Below are 14,506 nucleotides of genomic sequence, written 5' to 3'. Positions count from 1 at the left end.
GTGGCCGCGGCCTCGCGGGCCGCGGCGATCAGCGCCGCCTGGCGGGCGGCGGCCGAGGGGGCGCTGCGGTGCGGCGCGGCGCCGCGCGCGGGCGAGGGACGGGGGGTTCGCGTGCGTGGTGCAGGCACTCGTTCCCCCGGCGGTCTCGTCCTACGTGGCCGGCTCCGCGGTGGACGCGGAGCGCTCAGCCGTCGTATCGACGGACGGGGGAGGTCCCCGGAGAGGCCCGGGGGCCGGGGTCACCCCTGGGGGTGAGGGTGATCTGCGGGGTGCACCCGATCGGTGGACCGCGTGAACCGGCGGTCGGCCGGCGCCCACCAGGCGCCGTGGCGGTGCTCGAGGGTGAGGCGGAACTCCTCCCCGTCCTCGGTCGACACCACGAGCTCGACCCGCGCGACGCCCCGCTCGACGCCGTCCACGGAGACCACCCGGCCGGTGGCCAGGGGCACCGGTGGGAGGACCAGGTCGTCCTCGGCGGAGGACTCGGCCATGGGACTCCTTCCCGGTCGGCGCCGCTGGTCCGGCAGCGGCGGCGGAGCGTGTGCGTCCGGCGGCGACCATGCTGCCCGAGACGCCGAGGTCCCGTCGTCCGGAGCGGACGACGGGACCTCAGCTGAGCACCGCGCCTCAGCGGTCGTTGATCTCCACGAACGAGCGCTCGGTGGCCCCGGTGTAGACCTGCCGCGGGCGGCCGATCTTGGTGGACGGGTCGGCGATCATCTCGCGCCACTGGGCGATCCAGCCGGGCAGCCGGCCGAGGGCGAAGAGCACGGTGAACATCGGGGTGGGGAAGCCCATCGCCCGGTAGATGAGCCCGGTGTAGAAGTCGACGTTCGGGTAGAGCTTGCGTTGGATGAAGTAGTCGTCGCTGAGCGCGACCTCCTCCAGCTGCCGGGCGAGGTCGAGCAGCTGGTTGTTGCCGCCCAGCTTGTCCAGCACGCGGTCGGCGGTCTGCTTCACGATCGCCGCGCGCGGGTCGTAGTTCTTGTAGACCCGGTGCCCGAAGCCCATGAGCTTGACGCCGGGCTCCTTGTTCTTGACCCGGTTGACGAACGACGGGATGTCGCCGCCGTCCTGCTGGATCGCCTCGAGCATCTCCAGCACCGACTGGTTCGCCCCGCCGTGCAGCGGGCCGAACAGCGCGTTGATGCCGGCCGACACCGACGCGAAGAGGTTCGCGTGCGAGGAGCCGACCAGCCGCACGGTGGACGTCGAGCAGTTCTGCTCGTGATCGGCGTGCAGGACGAACAGCATGTCCAGCGCCGCGGCGACCTCGGGGTCGACCTCGTAGGGCTCGGCGGGGAAGCCGAAGGTCATCCGCAGGAAGTTCTCGACCAGGCCCAGGGAGTTGTCCGGGTACAGGAACGGCTGGCCGACCGACTTCTTGTACGCGTACGCCGCCAGGGTCGGCAGCTTGGCCAGCAGCCGCAGCGTGGAGATCTCGACGTGCTGGGGATCGAACGGGTCCAGCGAGTCCTGGTAGAAGGTCGACAGGGCGCTGACCGCCGACGAGAGCACCGGCATCGGGTGCGCGTCGCGCGGGAAGCCCTTGAAGAACTGCTTGAGGTCCTCGTGCACCAGCGTGTGCCGGCGCAGGCGGGAGTCGAACTCGCCCAGCTGGTCGGCGGTGGGCAGCTCGCCGTAGATCAGCAGGTAGCTGACCTCGAGGAAGCTGGACTTCCCGGCGAGCTGGTCGATCGGGTAACCGCGGTAGCGCAGGATCCCGGCGTCACCGTCGATGTAGGTGATCGCCGAGGTGCACGACGCGGTGTTCACGAAGCCGATGTCGAGGGCCACCTGGCCGGTCGTGGCCAGGAGCTTGCTCGTGTCGAGGCCGTCGGACCCCTCGGTGGCCGGCACCACACGCAGGGGCAGTTCTCCACCGGGGTAGCGCAGCTGTACGTCGGAGTTGCCGGCCGCGGGTGCGCTCGCTGTCTCGCTCATCAGCAGTGGACGCTACTCAGCTTCTGCCGAGCGCGCGGCCCGACCCCCGCCGCGACGGCGGGGACGGCCGCCGGGAGCGCGCCGTCCCCGTCCGCCGACGGGTCACGGATGGGTCATCGAGAGGACGTCGAGCGCCTCGTCGAGCTGGGCCTCGGTGAGCTTTCCCTGCTCCACGTAGCCGCGCTCCACGACGACCTGGCGGATGGTCTTCTGCTCGGCGAGCGACTGCTTGGCGACCTTGGCGGCCTCCTCGTAGCCGATGTACTTGTTGAGCGGCGTGACGATCGACGGCGAGGACTCGGCCAGCTCGCGGCAGCGCTCGACGTTGGCCGTGATGCCGTCGACGCAGCGGTCGGCGAGCAGCCGGCTGACGTTGGACAGCAGCCGGATCGACTCCAGCACGTTGCGCGCCATCAACGGCAGCGTCACGTTGAGCTCGAAGTTGCCGGTCGTGCCGGCGAACGCCACCGCGGCGTCGTTGCCGATGACCTGCGCGGCCACCTGGATGGTCGCCTCGGGGAGCACCGGGTTCACCTTGCCCGGCATGATCGAGCTCCCGGGCTGCAGGTCGGGCAGGAAGATCTCGCCCAGGCCGGTGCGCGGGCCCGAGCCCATCCAGCGCAGGTCGTTGGCGATCTTCACCAGGCCGACGGCGATCGTCCGCAGCTGGCCCGACCCCTCGACGAGCGCGTCCCGCGAGCTCTGCGCCTCGAAGTGGTCCCGCGCCTCGGTGAGCGGCAGGTCCAGCTCGCCGGCGAGCTTCTCGATGATCGCCGCGGCGAAGCCGGGCGGGGTGTTGATGCCGGTGCCGACCGCGGTGCCGCCCAGGGGCAGCTCGCCGATCCGCGGCAGGGAGGACTGCAGTCGCTCGATGCCGTAGCGGACCGCCGCGGCGTACCCGCCGAACTCCTGGCCGAGGGTGACCGGGGTGGCGTCCATGAGGTGGGTGCGGCCGCTCTTGACCACCTCGGCGAACTCCTCGGCCTTGCGGGAGAGCGAGGCCTCGAGGTGCTGCAGCGCCGGGATGAGGTCGCGCACGATCGCGCCGGTCGCGGCCACGTGGATCGCCGACGGGAAGACGTCGTTGGACGACTGCGAGGCGTTGACGTGGTCGTTGGGGTGCACCGGCGAGCCGAGGGCCTCGGTGGCCAGGGTGGCGATGACCTCGTTGGTGTTCATGTTGCTCGACGTCCCCGAGCCGGTCTGGAAGACGTCGATGGGGAAGTGCTGGTCCCACTCGCCGCGGGCGACGGCGCCGGCGGCGGTGCCGATCGAGTCGGCGACCTCCTGCGGGAGCACGCCCAGCGAGGCGTTGACGGCCGCGGCCGCACCCTTGATGGCGGCCAGGGCGCCGATCAGCTCGCGCTCGATGGGCGTGCCGGAGATGGGGAAGTTCTCGACGGCGCGCTGCGTCTGCGCCCGCCACTTCGCCCAGGCGGGGACCCGCACCTCGCCCATGGAGTCGTGCTCGATGCGGAACTCGGTGCCGTCCTGCCCTGCGCCGTCCTGCTGTGGGGCCACGCTGCGCTCCCGGTGGTGTGTAAGACAGTGCTCCGTCCCAGGACCCTAGATGCCGCGCAGGTCCCGGCCCGGACCACTCCGGCGGGGAACCGGCTCCGCGGCGGGCCGTGGTCCCTGGTCGTGGCACCGGGTGACACCTACCATGCCGACCGCCGGCCCCGTACCCGAGGAGCTCCCCAGGATGTCGCAGCCGCCGTACCCGCCGCAGGGGAGCCAGGGGCCCGCGGGCCAGCAGCCCGAGCCGAGGGGCTGGCGGAAGGACGAGCCGGACCCGGACGAGCCGACCCAGGATCTCGGTCAGCCGGCCACGGCTCCGCCCGACCGGCCCGGCGGGGCCGGTCAGGAGCCCGGTGCGCCGGTCTGGAGCACGCCGGGCGAGGACGACGTGACGCAGCAGCTCGGCTCCCCGGGCGGCAGTACGCGGCAGATCCAGCCCGGGCAGCTGCCCCCGCCGCCCCCGGGCGAGCGTCAGGACACCCGCCAGTTCGAGCAGCCGCACTTCGGGCAGCAGCCCGGGTACGGCCCGCCGCCGGGTCCGCCTCCGTACGGCCAGCAGGCCCCGGGGCAGCCCGGCTACGACCCGACCCGCCAGTTCGGGCAGCCGCCCTACGGCCAGCAGCCCTACGGCCAGCCGGCCTACGGACAGCAGGCGCCGGGGCCGCCGCCCTACGGCCAGCCCGGCTACGGCGGTCCGGGCTACCCGGGTCCGGGCTACGGCCAGCCCGGTCCCGGCTACGGGGGTCCGGGCTACGGCGGCCCCGGTTACGGGGGTCCGGGTTACGGCGGTCCGGGTGGCCCGGCGGGGCCGCCCGCCGGTGGCAGCAAGCGCGGCAAGCTGATCGCGCTCGTCATCGCCGCGGTCGTCGTCCTGGCCGCCGTCGGCGTCGGGCTGTTCCTCCTGCTCGGCGGCGACGACGACCCCACGACGGCGCGGGAGACGACCGCGGCCACGTCGTCCGCGGCGCCGTCGACGTCCCCGTCCCCGTCCCCGTCGGCGTCGTCCACGTCCGCCTCGCCGTCGGACGAGGGCGACGAGGTGCCGGCGGGGCAGCCGCCGGGCGCGCTCGGCGACGACCCGGTCCTCGACGGTCTGGCGGACGCCTGCTTCGAGGCCGACTGGGCGGCCTGCGACACGCTCTACTTCGACAGCGAGATCGGCTCCGAGTACGAGAGCTACGGCGAGACCTGCGGCGGCCGCAACGAGCCGGTCGCGGGCGGCTGCCAGGAGCGGTACGCACCGGGTCAGGGCGACGCCGGCGCGATCCCCGCGGACCTGCCGCCGGCCACGCCCGCCCCGACCGGGATCGGCGACACCGACGTCCAGGCCGTGGCCGACGGCTGCGAGCAGGGCATCGTGGCCTACTGCGACATCCTCCGGCTGGCGGCGCTCGAGGACGATCCCGCGCTGGCGCCCTACGCGGACTACGGCCTCACCTGTGGTGGCCGGAACGAGCCCACCGAGACCACCTGCGTCGAGCTCTACCCGTCCTGACTCTCGCGCGCAGGCGCCCGGACCGTTCCGGCCGGCACCCGCGCTCGATACGGTCGGGCGCTGTGAGCACCGACGCCGATCCTGCCCGCCCGAACGACGTCCGCGTCTCGGACGCCGACCGCGAGGTGACCGTCACCCGGCTGCAGAAGGCGCTGAGCGAGGGCCGGATCGACCTGCACGAGTTCGGCGAGCGGGTGGAGGTCGCCTACGCCGCGGTCACCCGGGCGGACCTCGACACGGTCGTCGCCGACCTGCCGGTCGACGCGCCGCCGCCGGTGGAGATCGTCGGCACCCGGGTGCCCCGGTCCCTGACGTCGGTGTTCGGGGACGTGAAGCTCGAGGGGACGGCGGACGTGCCCCGAGAGGTGTCGACGGTGTTCGGCGACGTGCGGCTGGACCTGCGCAACCTGCGCACCGACGCCGACCGGATCGAGCTGGTGCTCGGCACGGTCTTCGGGGACGTCGACGTGATCGTCGCCGAGGGGGTCGACGCCGAGCTGCAGGGCTGGACGGTGTTCGGCGACAAGAAGACCCAGCTGGCGCCCGTGCCGCGGGTGGCCGGCACGCCCCGCGTGTTCGTCCGGGCACGGGCGGTCTTCGGCGACCTCAAGCTCCGCAGCCTGGCGCCGGGCGAGTCGCCGAGCCGCTGGCGGGCGGTCATGGACCGGCTGGCCCAGCGGCACCTGGCACCGCCCCCGCCGCCGCCCATCCCGCCGGTGCCCCCGCCGCCGCCCGTCCCGCCGGTGCCCCCGCCGCCGCCCGTCCCGCCGGCTCCGCCCGCCTGACGGCGGCCTCCCTGTGGGGAGGTCCTCCTCAGTCGGTGCGGTCGAAGGGCACCGCGGAGTAGTGGCGCAGCTTCTGCAGCGAGTGCAGGCTCTCGATCGACCGGATGGTGCCCGAGCGCGACCGCATCACCAGGGACTGCGTGGTGCAGCCGCCGGCCCGGTACTGGACGCCACGCAGCAGCTCGCCGTCGGTGATGCCGGTGGCCACGAAGAAGACGTCACCGCGGACCAGGTCGTCGATGTGCAGCACCCGGTCGAGGTCGTGGCCGGCGTCGAGCGCCTTCTGCCGCTCGTCGTCGTCCTTGGGCCACAGCCGGCCCTGCAGCGCCCCGCCCATGCACTTGAGCGCGCAGGCGGCGATGATCCCCTCCGGGGTGCCGCCGATGCCGAGCAGCAGGTCGACGCCGGTGCCCTCGCGGGCGGCGGCGATCGCGCCGGCGACGTCGCCGTCGGTGATGAACTTGATCCGCGCACCGGCCTCGCGGACCTCGTGCACCAGCTGCTCGTGCCGGGGGCGGTCCAGGATGCAGACGGTGACGTCCTCGGCCGCGGACCTCTTGGCCTTCGCCACCCGCTGGATGTTCTCCGCGACCGGGACGGTGATGTCGACGACGTCGGCCGCGGCCGGGCCGGTGGCCAGCTTCTCCATGTAGAAGACCGCCGACGGGTCGTACATGGCCCCGCGGTCGGCCACCGCCATCACCGCGATCGCGTTCGGCATGCCCTTGGCCATCAGCGTGGTGCCGTCGATCGGGTCGACCGCCACGTCGCACTCGGGACCCTTGCCGTCGCCGACCTGCTCGCCGTTGTAGAGCATCGGCGCCTCGTCCTTCTCGCCCTCGCCGATGACCACGACGCCGTTCATGCTCACCGTGCCGATGAGCGCGCGCATCGCGTCGACCGCCGCGCCGTCACCGCCGTTCTTGTCCCCGCGGCCCACCCAGCGGCCGGCCGCCATCGCCGCGGCCTCGGTGACGCGCACCAGCTCGAGCGCCAGGTTCCGGTCGGGGGCGGGGCGGTCGGAGCGGAAGCTGCTCCCCGCGCGGGTGGGGCCTTCGGGGAGGGGCAGGGACACGGGACCTCCTGGTTCGACCACCGGTCGGTGGTGCGCCACCCGACGGTCGTACCCGGCCGGCGGGGCGGCCGGCGGGGCCGCGCGGGCGCGGGGCGGCGGGGCTGGGGAGTGGTGCTGCGATCCTAGGGGTATGACCGGACCCGGCCCGACGAGCCAGCGCCCCCAGGAGTCGGCCCCGACGCCGCCCTCCTCGCCCGCGGTCCAGCGGGCGAACCGGATGAGCGCGGCCAACATGATCCGGTCGCTGGCCCCGCTGGTGCTCATCTGCCTGCTGATCGTCGCCTGGGTGAGTTTCCGGCAGTCGGCGGTGGAGCCCGTCCGCGGGATCGACCCGACCAGCACCGTGCAGCTGGCCGCCGCCCGCGCCTCCTATCCGCTGGTCGTGCCGACCGCGCTGCCCGACGGCTACCAGCCGACCAGCGCCCGGACCGACGCCGGCCAGGCCGAGGCGGGCGACCCGGTCACCCTCGAGATCGGCTACCTCACGCCGGCGGAGGAGTTCGCCGGCTTCGTGGTCAGCGACGACGCCCGGGTCGACGCGGTCACCGGCGTCCTCGGCGGTGCGGAGGAGGAGGGCACGGTCGACCTCGACGGGGAGACGTGGACGCGCGGCACGACCCAGCGCGGGGAGACGGCGCTGTGGCGCGAGGCCGACGGGGTCACCGTGCTGGTCACCGGCTCGGCGGTGGACGACGAGCTGGAGACCGTGGCGGGCGCGGTGGAGCCCTACACCGGCTGACCCGGCCCGCCTCCGTTGCGATCGCATGACGGAGATCACGACCTGGTGTCCGTCCGGTGCGCAGCGGTGCGTCGGCGGGCGCCGGCCTCCGGGCGGGGCGACGCTGAGCGCCCCGGCCGAGCACGGCACCCGTGACGGCCCCGGCCTGCGAGGAGCCTGGCGATGATCGGACGCGCCTGCAGCGGCGGCGACCACCGGCCACCGCCCGCGGGTGGGTCGTGCGCCTGCGGGATGGTCACGCGCATCCCGGCGCGGCGGCCGGAACCCGGGCCCACGGTGCGCGACCTGCTCGTGCGGTCGCTGGCCGGCGTCACCGACCCCGCCGAGACCGCCGACCGGTTGCTCGCGGCGCTCGCCGCAGCCGGCCTGGCGGTGGGGCCGGGCACGCGGCAGTCGGCCTGAGCCCGCCGGCTCAGCCGCGGTCGCGGTCCTCGGCCGGGGCGGCCGCCGACAGCCGTTCCCGGGCCCGGTCGAGCCAGTGCTGGCACAGCTCGGCCAGGTGCTCGCCGCGCTCCCACAGGGTGAGCGACTCCTCGAGGGTCAGCCCGCCGGCCTCGAGCCGGCGGACCACGTCGGCGAGCTCCTCGCGGGCCTGCTCGTAGGTGGTCGTGGGCTCGGCGGGGGTCTCGCTCATGGCTGGCCATCCTCCCTGGCGACGCGGACGGGCAGCCGGCCGCCCGCCACCCGCACCGAGAGCCGCTCGTCGTCGGCGACCTCGGCGGGGTCGCGGACCAGGGCGCCGTCGGCCCGCTGCACGACGGCGTACCCGCGCTCCAGCGTCGCGGCGGGGGAGAGGGCGGCCACCCGAGCGCGGGCGTGCTCGAGGTCGCGCTCGGCCCCCTCCAGCCGGTGGGTGAGCGTGCGCCGGGCGCGGGTGCGCAGCTGCTGCACGTCCTCCTCGCGGCCGTGCAGCAACCGGTCGGGCGAGGCCAGCACCGGCCGGCTGCGGACGCTCTCCAGCCAGCGCTCCTGCTGCTCCAGCCGGGCGGAGAGCAGGTGACGGGCGCGGGCGCGCAGGCCGTCGACCAGCCGGCGCTGCTCGCCGATCTCGGGCACCACCCGGTGCGCGGCGTCGGTGGGCGTGGCCGCACGGACGTCGGCGGCGTGGTCGACCAGCGTCGTGTCGGTCTCGTGCCCGACGGCGGTGACGACGGGGGTGCGGCAGACGGCGATCGCGCGCACCAGGCCCTCGTCGGAGAAGGGCAGCAGGTCCTCGACCGAGCCGCCGCCGCGCGCGATGACGATGACCTCGACGGCCGGGTCGGCGTCCAGCCGGCGCAGCCCGTCGATCACCGACGCCGCGGCGCTCGGCCCCTGCACGAGGCTGTGGTGGACGGCGAAGCGGACGGCCGGCCAGCGGCGGCGCGCGGTGACCAGCACGTCCCGCTCGGCGGCGCTGTCCCGCCCGGTGACCACCCCGACCACGGAGGGGGCGAACGGCAGGGGCCGCTTGCGGGCCGGGTCGAACAGCCCCTCCGCGGCCAGCAGCCTGCGGATCCGCTCGATGCGGGCCAGCAGCTCACCGAGGCCGACGGCGCGGATCTCCGTGGCGCGCAGGGAGAAGGAGCCGCGCGCGATGTAGTAGTCCGGCCGGGCCCGCACGATCACCCGGGCGCCCTCGGTGAGCTCCAGCCCGGGCCGGTCGGCGACGTCGCGGGCGCAGGTCACCGGCACCGAGAGGTCGGCGGCCGGGTCGCGCAGGGTGAGGAAGACGGTGGCCGCGCCCCGCCGGGACAGCTGGGCGACCTGCCCCTCGACCCACACCTCACCCAGCCGGCCGATCCACTCGGCCACCTTGCGGGCCACCGTGCGGACCGGCCAGGGGGCTTCCGGGCTCGAGGGGGCGGTCATGCCCCGAGACTGCCAAACCGGTGCGACGTCCCCGTCAGCCCGCCTGCTCCTGCTCGATCTTCTCCAGGCGGTTGCGGAGCATCGTGAGGTACTGCGGGCGGGCCCGCGTCGCCTCCTCGTAGGAGAGCAGGTCGCGCACCGTCACCGGCTGGTAGCCGCGCAGCCGGCCACGCAGCTGGGCGATGGTCATGCTGTCGTAACCGTCGACCGGTGCCGCGCCCGGCTCCCCGCCGTCCCCGCCGCCGGTCGCCTCGGCCACCGGGGTGCCGCTCTCGTCGGTGGCCACCACGGTGTCGCTCCCGGCGTCCCCGGCGGGCGCGCGGTCCCCACCGTCCCCACCGTCCTCGCCGTCCGCGCCGCCGAGGGCGTCGTCCACCCGTTCGCCGCCGGGGGTGACGACCTCGTCGCCCCAGCTGGTCGTCCCGGCGCCGGGGGTCGCCTCGGCGACGCCTGTGCCGGGCCGGCTGTCCGCGTCGCTCGCCTCGCTGCCGAGGGCCTCGTCGACCCGTGCCTCATGGTCGGTCACCACGTGCGCGGCCCCGGTGGTTCCGGCCCCGGGACCGGTCTCGGGCGTCTCGGGCGCGGCCACGCCCTCGTCGGTCACCGTGCCCTCGACCGTCGCGATGCCGCCGTCCGGGGTGAGGACGTCGATGTCGGTGGCGACGTCGGCGGCGACGTCCTCACCCGGTGCGGCGTCGGCCTCGGTGACCGGGGCGGGGGACTCCGCGATGTCGTCGGCGTCGACGAGCCCGGCATCGGCGGTGCCGCCGTCGACCAGGGCGCTGTCGGGGGCGCCGTCGGCCTCGAGCAGGGCGGTCTCCAGGGCGTCCTCGGTGGTCAGCCCGGGCTCGACGAGCCGCAGGTCGGCGGCGGTGACCTCGTCGGTGATGTCCTGCAGCGCCTCGACGACCTCCTCGGGCGCCGGCTCCGGCGGCAGCCCGGAGACCTCGTCGTCGATGAGCGCGGCGACCTCCTCGGCGACCTCCTCGTCGGGGACGACGTCGGCCGCCCGGTCGAAGGCCGAGGTGCGCAGGCCGTTGCCGTTGGCCGAGGCCGGGAGGTCCTCGTCGAAGGTCGCCAGCCCGGGTTCCTGCTCGCCGCGCAGCCCGGTGAACACCTCGTCCCCGCGGGCCACCAGGCCGGTGTAGTGCTGCTGCAGTTTCATCGTGGCCTGCATGGCGAGGCCGATGACCCGCACCGGCAGCCCCGGCAGGGTCCGCGGCAGCCGGAGGACCTCGTCGAGCACGGTGGCGGTCAGGCCGGCCACGGCCCGGATGGCCTGGGGGATCTCACGCGACATGGGCCTCACCCTGCCCCAGAACGCCGTCCGCGACACCCCTGTCGGGTGCCGCTCCACCCGGACGTGGCCCACGTCTCGTCCCGGGGGTGCGGGCCGGCGCCCACCTACGATGGGAGGCATGGCTGACCCGCGCGGACGCGTCCTGCTCGCCGACCCCCGGGGCTACTGCGCCGGCGTGGACCGGGCGGTGGTCGCGGTCGAGCGGGCACTGGAGATCCACGGCGCCCCGGTGTACGTCCGCAAGCAGATCGTCCACAACAAGCACGTCGTCGCCACCCTGGAGCGGCGCGGGGCGGTCTTCGTCGACGAGACCGACGAGGTGCCGGAGGGCTCGGTCGTCGTCTTCAGCGCCCACGGGGTCTCCCCGGCGGTGCACGAGGAGGCGGCGAACCGGCAGCTGAAGACCATCGACGCGACCTGCCCGCTGGTGAGCAAGGTGCACCAGGAGGCCAAGCGGTTCGCCAAGGAGGACTACGACATCCTCCTCATCGGCCACCGCGGCCACGAGGAGGTCGAGGGCACCGCCGGCGAGGCTCCGGCGCACATCCAGCTCGTGGACGGCGCCGAGGACGTCGACCGCGTGCAGGTGCGCGACCCCGAGAAGGTCGTCTGGCTGTCGCAGACCACGCTGTCGGTCGACGAGACCCTGGCGACCGTCGACCGGCTCAAGACCCGGTTCCCCGGCCTGCAGTCCCCGCCCAGCGACGACATCTGCTACGCCACGCAGAACCGGCAGCAGGCGGTCAAGCAGATGGCCGGCCAGTGCGACCTGGTGATCGTCGTCGGCTCGACGAACTCGTCGAACTCGGTGCGCCTGGTGGAGGTGGCGCTGGAGGCCGGCGCCCGCGCCGCGCACCTGGTCGACTTCGCCTCCGAGATCGACCCCGCCTGGCTCGATGGCGTGGCGACCGTCGGGGTGACCAGCGGCGCCTCGGTGCCGGAGGTCCTGGTCGGCGAGGTGCTCGACTTCCTGGCCGAGCGCGGCTATCCCGACGTCGGGACGGTCAAGGCCGCCGAGGAGAGGCTGGTCTTCGCGTTGCCGCACGAGCTGCGGGTCCGCCGGGGCGAGCCGGCCGCCGACCCCGCCTGAGCCGGGCGGCTCCGGCGGGTCCTAGGACCCTCGCCGTCCCCACCCGGCAGCGCCACGATGCCCCCGCAGTGTCGTCGCTCGCCCGGGAGGGGATAGCCATGACCAGCAGCCAGGCCACCACCGGCTCGGCGACCGCGACGGACAACGCCGCGACCGTCGCCGGCATCTACGCCGCGTTCGGCCGGGGGGACGTGCCGGCGATCCTCGGCGCCCTCGCCGACGACGTCCACTGGGAGGACTGGGCGGACAACTCGGCGCAGCGCGCCGGTGTGGCGCACATGGTGCCGCGGCGCGGGCCGGCCGAGGTCGCCGCGTTCTTCCAGGTGGTCGGGTCCTGGACGATGGAGCGGTTCGAGGTCCTCGACCTGATCGGGAACGGCCGGCAGGTCGTCGGGGAGATCAGCCTGGCGGCGCGGCTGCCGGACGGCACGCGGCTCGAGGACGAGGAGCTGCACCTCTGGACGTTCGACGACGCCGGGCGGGTGACCCGCTTCCGGCACTACGTCGACACGGGCAAGCACATCGCGGTGACCGGCGGGACGGCTCCGCGGGGGGAGTGACTCCCCGGCGGCTCAGCGGCGGGCGGCCCAGCGGACGAGCGCGAGCGCCAGGGAGGCGCCGGTCGCGATCGCCATCGCCGGGAAGCCACGGATGAGCAGCGTGGCGACCGCCGCGAGGTTGAACGTCGAGAGCACCGTGCTGGCGGCGACGCCGGAGACGATGAACACCAGGGGCGGGGCGATGACGGTGCTCACCAGGTCGCTGCGGCGGACCAGCAGCGTGGCCAGGACGCTCGAGGCGGTCAGCGCGACCAGCGAGATGAAGCCCAGCCCGCCGCCGAGGTAGAGGTCCGCGGCGGTGCCGGCGAGGGTGACGAGCAGGACCACCGTGACCGCGGCCCAGCCGCGCAGCTTGCCCTGCTCGGGCTGCGGGGCACCCCGGCCGGCGGCGCGCGCCTCGGCCGGACGGGCACGTCGGCGCCGGCCGTCGGCGGAGTCGCGGCCATCCGCCCGACGGTCGTACTCCACCGGTCGACTGTCCTCCAGGGCATCGTCGAGCTCCACCGGGATGCTGCGCTCGACCGGACGGACGGCCGCGGCGGCGCGGGCCGGCGCCGGCCGGGGCGGCATCGGTGCACGGGCGACCGGCGGGCGGGTCGAGGAGAGCTCGTCGTCCGCGGCCCGCGCGCGTCCGGCGCGGATCAGGTGCTCGGGCAGCGGCGGGATGTCGGTGGACCGCATCCGCGGCGCCGGGCGCGGGGGCACCGGCGGGCGGGCGATGCGCGGACCGTCGGCCGCCTCCGGGCGGGGCGACCGGGGGTTGGAGCGCCGTTCCCGGCGTGCTCCGGTCTCCCGCCAGGTGTCGGCCGTGCTCGCCGAGGCCATGGCGCACCTCCCCGTCTCCTCGCCGTGGACCTCCCGGAAGAGGCCCGCTGTCGAAGACGACGGTAGCTACGCCGACCGTGCTGGCGCGTGAGGACGGCACCGATCCAGGGTGTGCAGAAGTGCCAAAACCTCCGCCCCGATCGAGCACCCCGCGGAACGGCCGGTGCGGCTGTGACGAACCGGTGCTGCAGGGGTGCCTGGGGCGACCGCGGCCGCTCCGGGTCAGCCGGTCGTGCCGTCGCGCTCGTGATCGACGGCCGGGATCCCCGGGGCGGGCGGCGGCAGCTCGGCCGGTCGCAGGGTGCGGACCGTCGCCTCCACCGGCTGGGGTTCCGGCACCGGGGTCTCGGCCACGCCCAGGTCGTCGAAGCGGCGCGCGGCGACCAGCACGGAGCTCTCGTAGGAGCCGACCGTCTCGTTGTAGCGGGCCGTCGCCGAGCTCAGCGCCGATCCCAGCCGGGTGAGGTGACCCGACAGCGTGGTCAGACGGGCGTGCAGCCGGCGGCCGACCTCCAGCACCTGGTCGGCGTCGCGGGCCAGCCGCTCCTGCCGCCAGGAGTAGGCGACCGTGCGCAGCAGCGCGAGCAGCGTGCTGGGGGTGGCCAGGACGATGTCGCGGGCGAATCCGTACTCGAGCAGCCCGGGCTCCGCCTCCAGCGCGGTGGTGAGGAACCCGTCGGAGGGGACGAACAGGACGGTGAACGGCGCCGCGGGGCGGAACGCCGTCGGGTAGCGGCGGGCGGCGAGCGCGTCGACGTGGGTGCGCAGCTGGCGGGCGTGCGCGGCGACCCGCTCGGTGCGGACCGCGACGTCCTCGGCCTGGACCGCCTCGATGTACCCGGTGAAGGGCACCTTCGCGTCGACGATCACCTGGCGCCCGTCGGCCAGGGTGACGACGAGGTCGGGCCGGACGCCGGCGCCGGCGTCGTTGGTGCTGCTCGGCTGCTCGACGAAGTCGCAGTGCTCGAGCAGGCCGGCCACCTCGACGACCCGCCGCAGCTGCACCTCGCCCCAGCGCCCCCGCACGTGCGGGGTGCGCAGCGCCGTCACCAGCGCGGCGGTCTCCTGCCGCAGCATCGACGACGCCTGGCCCACGGTGCCCATCTGCTCCCGGAGCTCACCGTGCGCGGTGGCGCGGGCCCGCTCCATGCCGGCGAGCAGCCGGTGCATGTGGTCGAGGGACTCGTGCAGCGGCTCCAGCCCCTCCTCGGCCGGCCGGCGCCGGGCGACCAGCGCGACGACACCGAGCGTGACCGCGGTGGCCAGCAGGGCGCCGAGGAGGAGACCGGTGAGCAGGGAGGCGGCGTGCACGGCGCGGAGCCTG

The 14,506-nt window shown here is 75.0% G+C and carries 15 protein-coding genes; 6 read left to right on the top strand and 9 right to left on the bottom strand.

Going from position 1 to position 14,506, the window contains the following annotated elements:
* Nucleotides 1-239 precede the first annotated feature (239 nt).
* From MY520_RS22755 to MY520_RS22745, 3 genes are all read right to left on the bottom strand, one after another.
* Nucleotides 240-491 carry a hypothetical protein gene (locus tag MY520_RS22755; protein ID WP_436694848.1) on the bottom strand — a complete coding sequence of 84 codons (252 nt, stop codon included), beginning with the start codon at nt 489-491 and terminating at the stop codon, nt 240-242.
* Nucleotides 492-627: 136 nt separating this feature from the next.
* Complete coding sequence (locus tag MY520_RS22750) at nt 628-1,944, bottom strand: citrate synthase (RefSeq protein ID WP_436694847.1); 1,317 nt, start codon at nt 1,942-1,944, stop codon at nt 628-630.
* Nucleotides 1,945-2,046: 102 nt separating this feature from the next.
* Entirely contained in the window at nt 2,047-3,465 is a 1,419-nt protein-coding gene (locus tag MY520_RS22745; RefSeq protein WP_436694846.1) for a class II fumarate hydratase, read from the bottom strand.
* Nucleotides 3,466-3,646: 181 nt separating this feature from the next.
* On the opposite strand from MY520_RS22745, the gene MY520_RS22740 reads away from it, so the two are divergent.
* Together MY520_RS22740 and MY520_RS22735 are read left to right on the top strand one after the other, a co-directional pair.
* Nucleotides 3,647-4,957 carry a hypothetical protein gene (locus tag MY520_RS22740; protein WP_436694845.1) on the top strand — a complete coding sequence of 437 codons (1,311 nt, stop codon included), beginning with the start codon at nt 3,647-3,649 and terminating at the stop codon, nt 4,955-4,957.
* A 62-nt stretch (nt 4,958-5,019) separates the two neighbouring features.
* Nucleotides 5,020-5,742, top strand: coding sequence for a DUF1707 SHOCT-like domain-containing protein (locus MY520_RS22735; protein ID WP_436694844.1), 723 nt, complete (start codon nt 5,020-5,022; stop codon nt 5,740-5,742).
* A gap of 28 nt (nt 5,743-5,770) precedes the next feature.
* Here MY520_RS22735 and glpX read toward each other — a convergent pair whose 3' ends face one another.
* Nucleotides 5,771-6,817: a class II fructose-bisphosphatase gene (gene glpX, locus MY520_RS22730; RefSeq protein ID WP_436694843.1), complete on the bottom strand. Its 1,047-nt coding sequence runs from the start codon at nt 6,815-6,817 to the stop codon at nt 5,771-5,773.
* A gap of 130 nt (nt 6,818-6,947) precedes the next feature.
* Between glpX and MY520_RS22725 the strand changes: the two genes are divergently transcribed.
* Together MY520_RS22725 and MY520_RS22720 are read left to right on the top strand one after the other, a co-directional pair.
* Nucleotides 6,948-7,556: a DUF4245 domain-containing protein gene (locus MY520_RS22725; RefSeq protein ID WP_436694842.1), complete on the top strand. Its 609-nt coding sequence runs from the start codon at nt 6,948-6,950 to the stop codon at nt 7,554-7,556.
* Nucleotides 7,557-7,718: 162 nt separating this feature from the next.
* A complete protein-coding gene (locus MY520_RS22720) occupies nt 7,719-7,958 on the top strand; it encodes a hypothetical protein (protein WP_436694841.1) in 240 nt (79 codons plus the stop codon).
* A gap of 10 nt (nt 7,959-7,968) precedes the next feature.
* On the opposite strand, the gene MY520_RS22715 is transcribed toward MY520_RS22720, so the two are convergent.
* Genes MY520_RS22715 through MY520_RS22705 form a run of 3 tightly spaced genes read right to left on the bottom strand, consistent with a single transcriptional unit; the run spans nt 7,969 to nt 10,707 of the window.
* Nucleotides 7,969-8,190 (bottom strand): exodeoxyribonuclease VII small subunit, encoded by a 222-nt coding sequence (locus tag MY520_RS22715; protein WP_436694840.1) that lies wholly within the window; start codon nt 8,188-8,190, stop codon nt 7,969-7,971.
* Nucleotides 8,187-9,407 carry an exodeoxyribonuclease VII large subunit gene (gene xseA / locus MY520_RS22710; protein ID WP_436694839.1) on the bottom strand — a complete coding sequence of 407 codons (1,221 nt, stop codon included), beginning with the start codon at nt 9,405-9,407 and terminating at the stop codon, nt 8,187-8,189. Before xseA ends, MY520_RS22715 begins: the two co-directional genes overlap by 4 nt.
* A 34-nt stretch (nt 9,408-9,441) precedes the next feature.
* Nucleotides 9,442-10,707: a hypothetical protein gene (locus MY520_RS22705; protein WP_436694838.1), complete on the bottom strand. Its 1,266-nt coding sequence runs from the start codon at nt 10,705-10,707 to the stop codon at nt 9,442-9,444.
* Nucleotides 10,708-10,825: 118 nt separating this feature from the next.
* On the opposite strand from MY520_RS22705, the gene MY520_RS22700 reads away from it, so the two are divergent.
* Nucleotides 10,826-11,797, top strand: coding sequence for a 4-hydroxy-3-methylbut-2-enyl diphosphate reductase (locus tag MY520_RS22700; RefSeq protein ID WP_436694837.1), 972 nt, complete (start codon nt 10,826-10,828; stop codon nt 11,795-11,797).
* A 98-nt stretch (nt 11,798-11,895) separates the two neighbouring features.
* On the top strand, nt 11,896-12,357 hold the full coding sequence (locus MY520_RS22695) for a nuclear transport factor 2 family protein (RefSeq protein ID WP_436694836.1): 462 nt from the start codon (nt 11,896-11,898) through the stop codon (nt 12,355-12,357).
* 12 nt (nt 12,358-12,369) lie between these two features.
* On the opposite strand, the gene MY520_RS22690 is transcribed toward MY520_RS22695, so the two are convergent.
* Nucleotides 12,370-13,182: a DUF6542 domain-containing protein gene (locus tag MY520_RS22690; RefSeq protein WP_436694835.1), complete on the bottom strand. Its 813-nt coding sequence runs from the start codon at nt 13,180-13,182 to the stop codon at nt 12,370-12,372.
* A gap of 222 nt (nt 13,183-13,404) precedes the next feature.
* Nucleotides 13,405-14,493, bottom strand: a complete 1,089-nt coding sequence (locus tag MY520_RS22685) for a DNA recombination protein RmuC (protein ID WP_436694834.1) — start codon at nt 14,491-14,493, stop codon at nt 13,405-13,407.
* Nucleotides 14,494-14,506 lie beyond the last annotated feature (13 nt).

This window comes from Geodermatophilus sp. CPCC 205506, assembly GCF_051383635.1.
Classification (GTDB): Bacteria; Actinomycetota; Actinomycetes; order Mycobacteriales; family Geodermatophilaceae; genus Geodermatophilus.
This window is presented reverse-complemented; position numbering and strand designations above follow the sequence as displayed.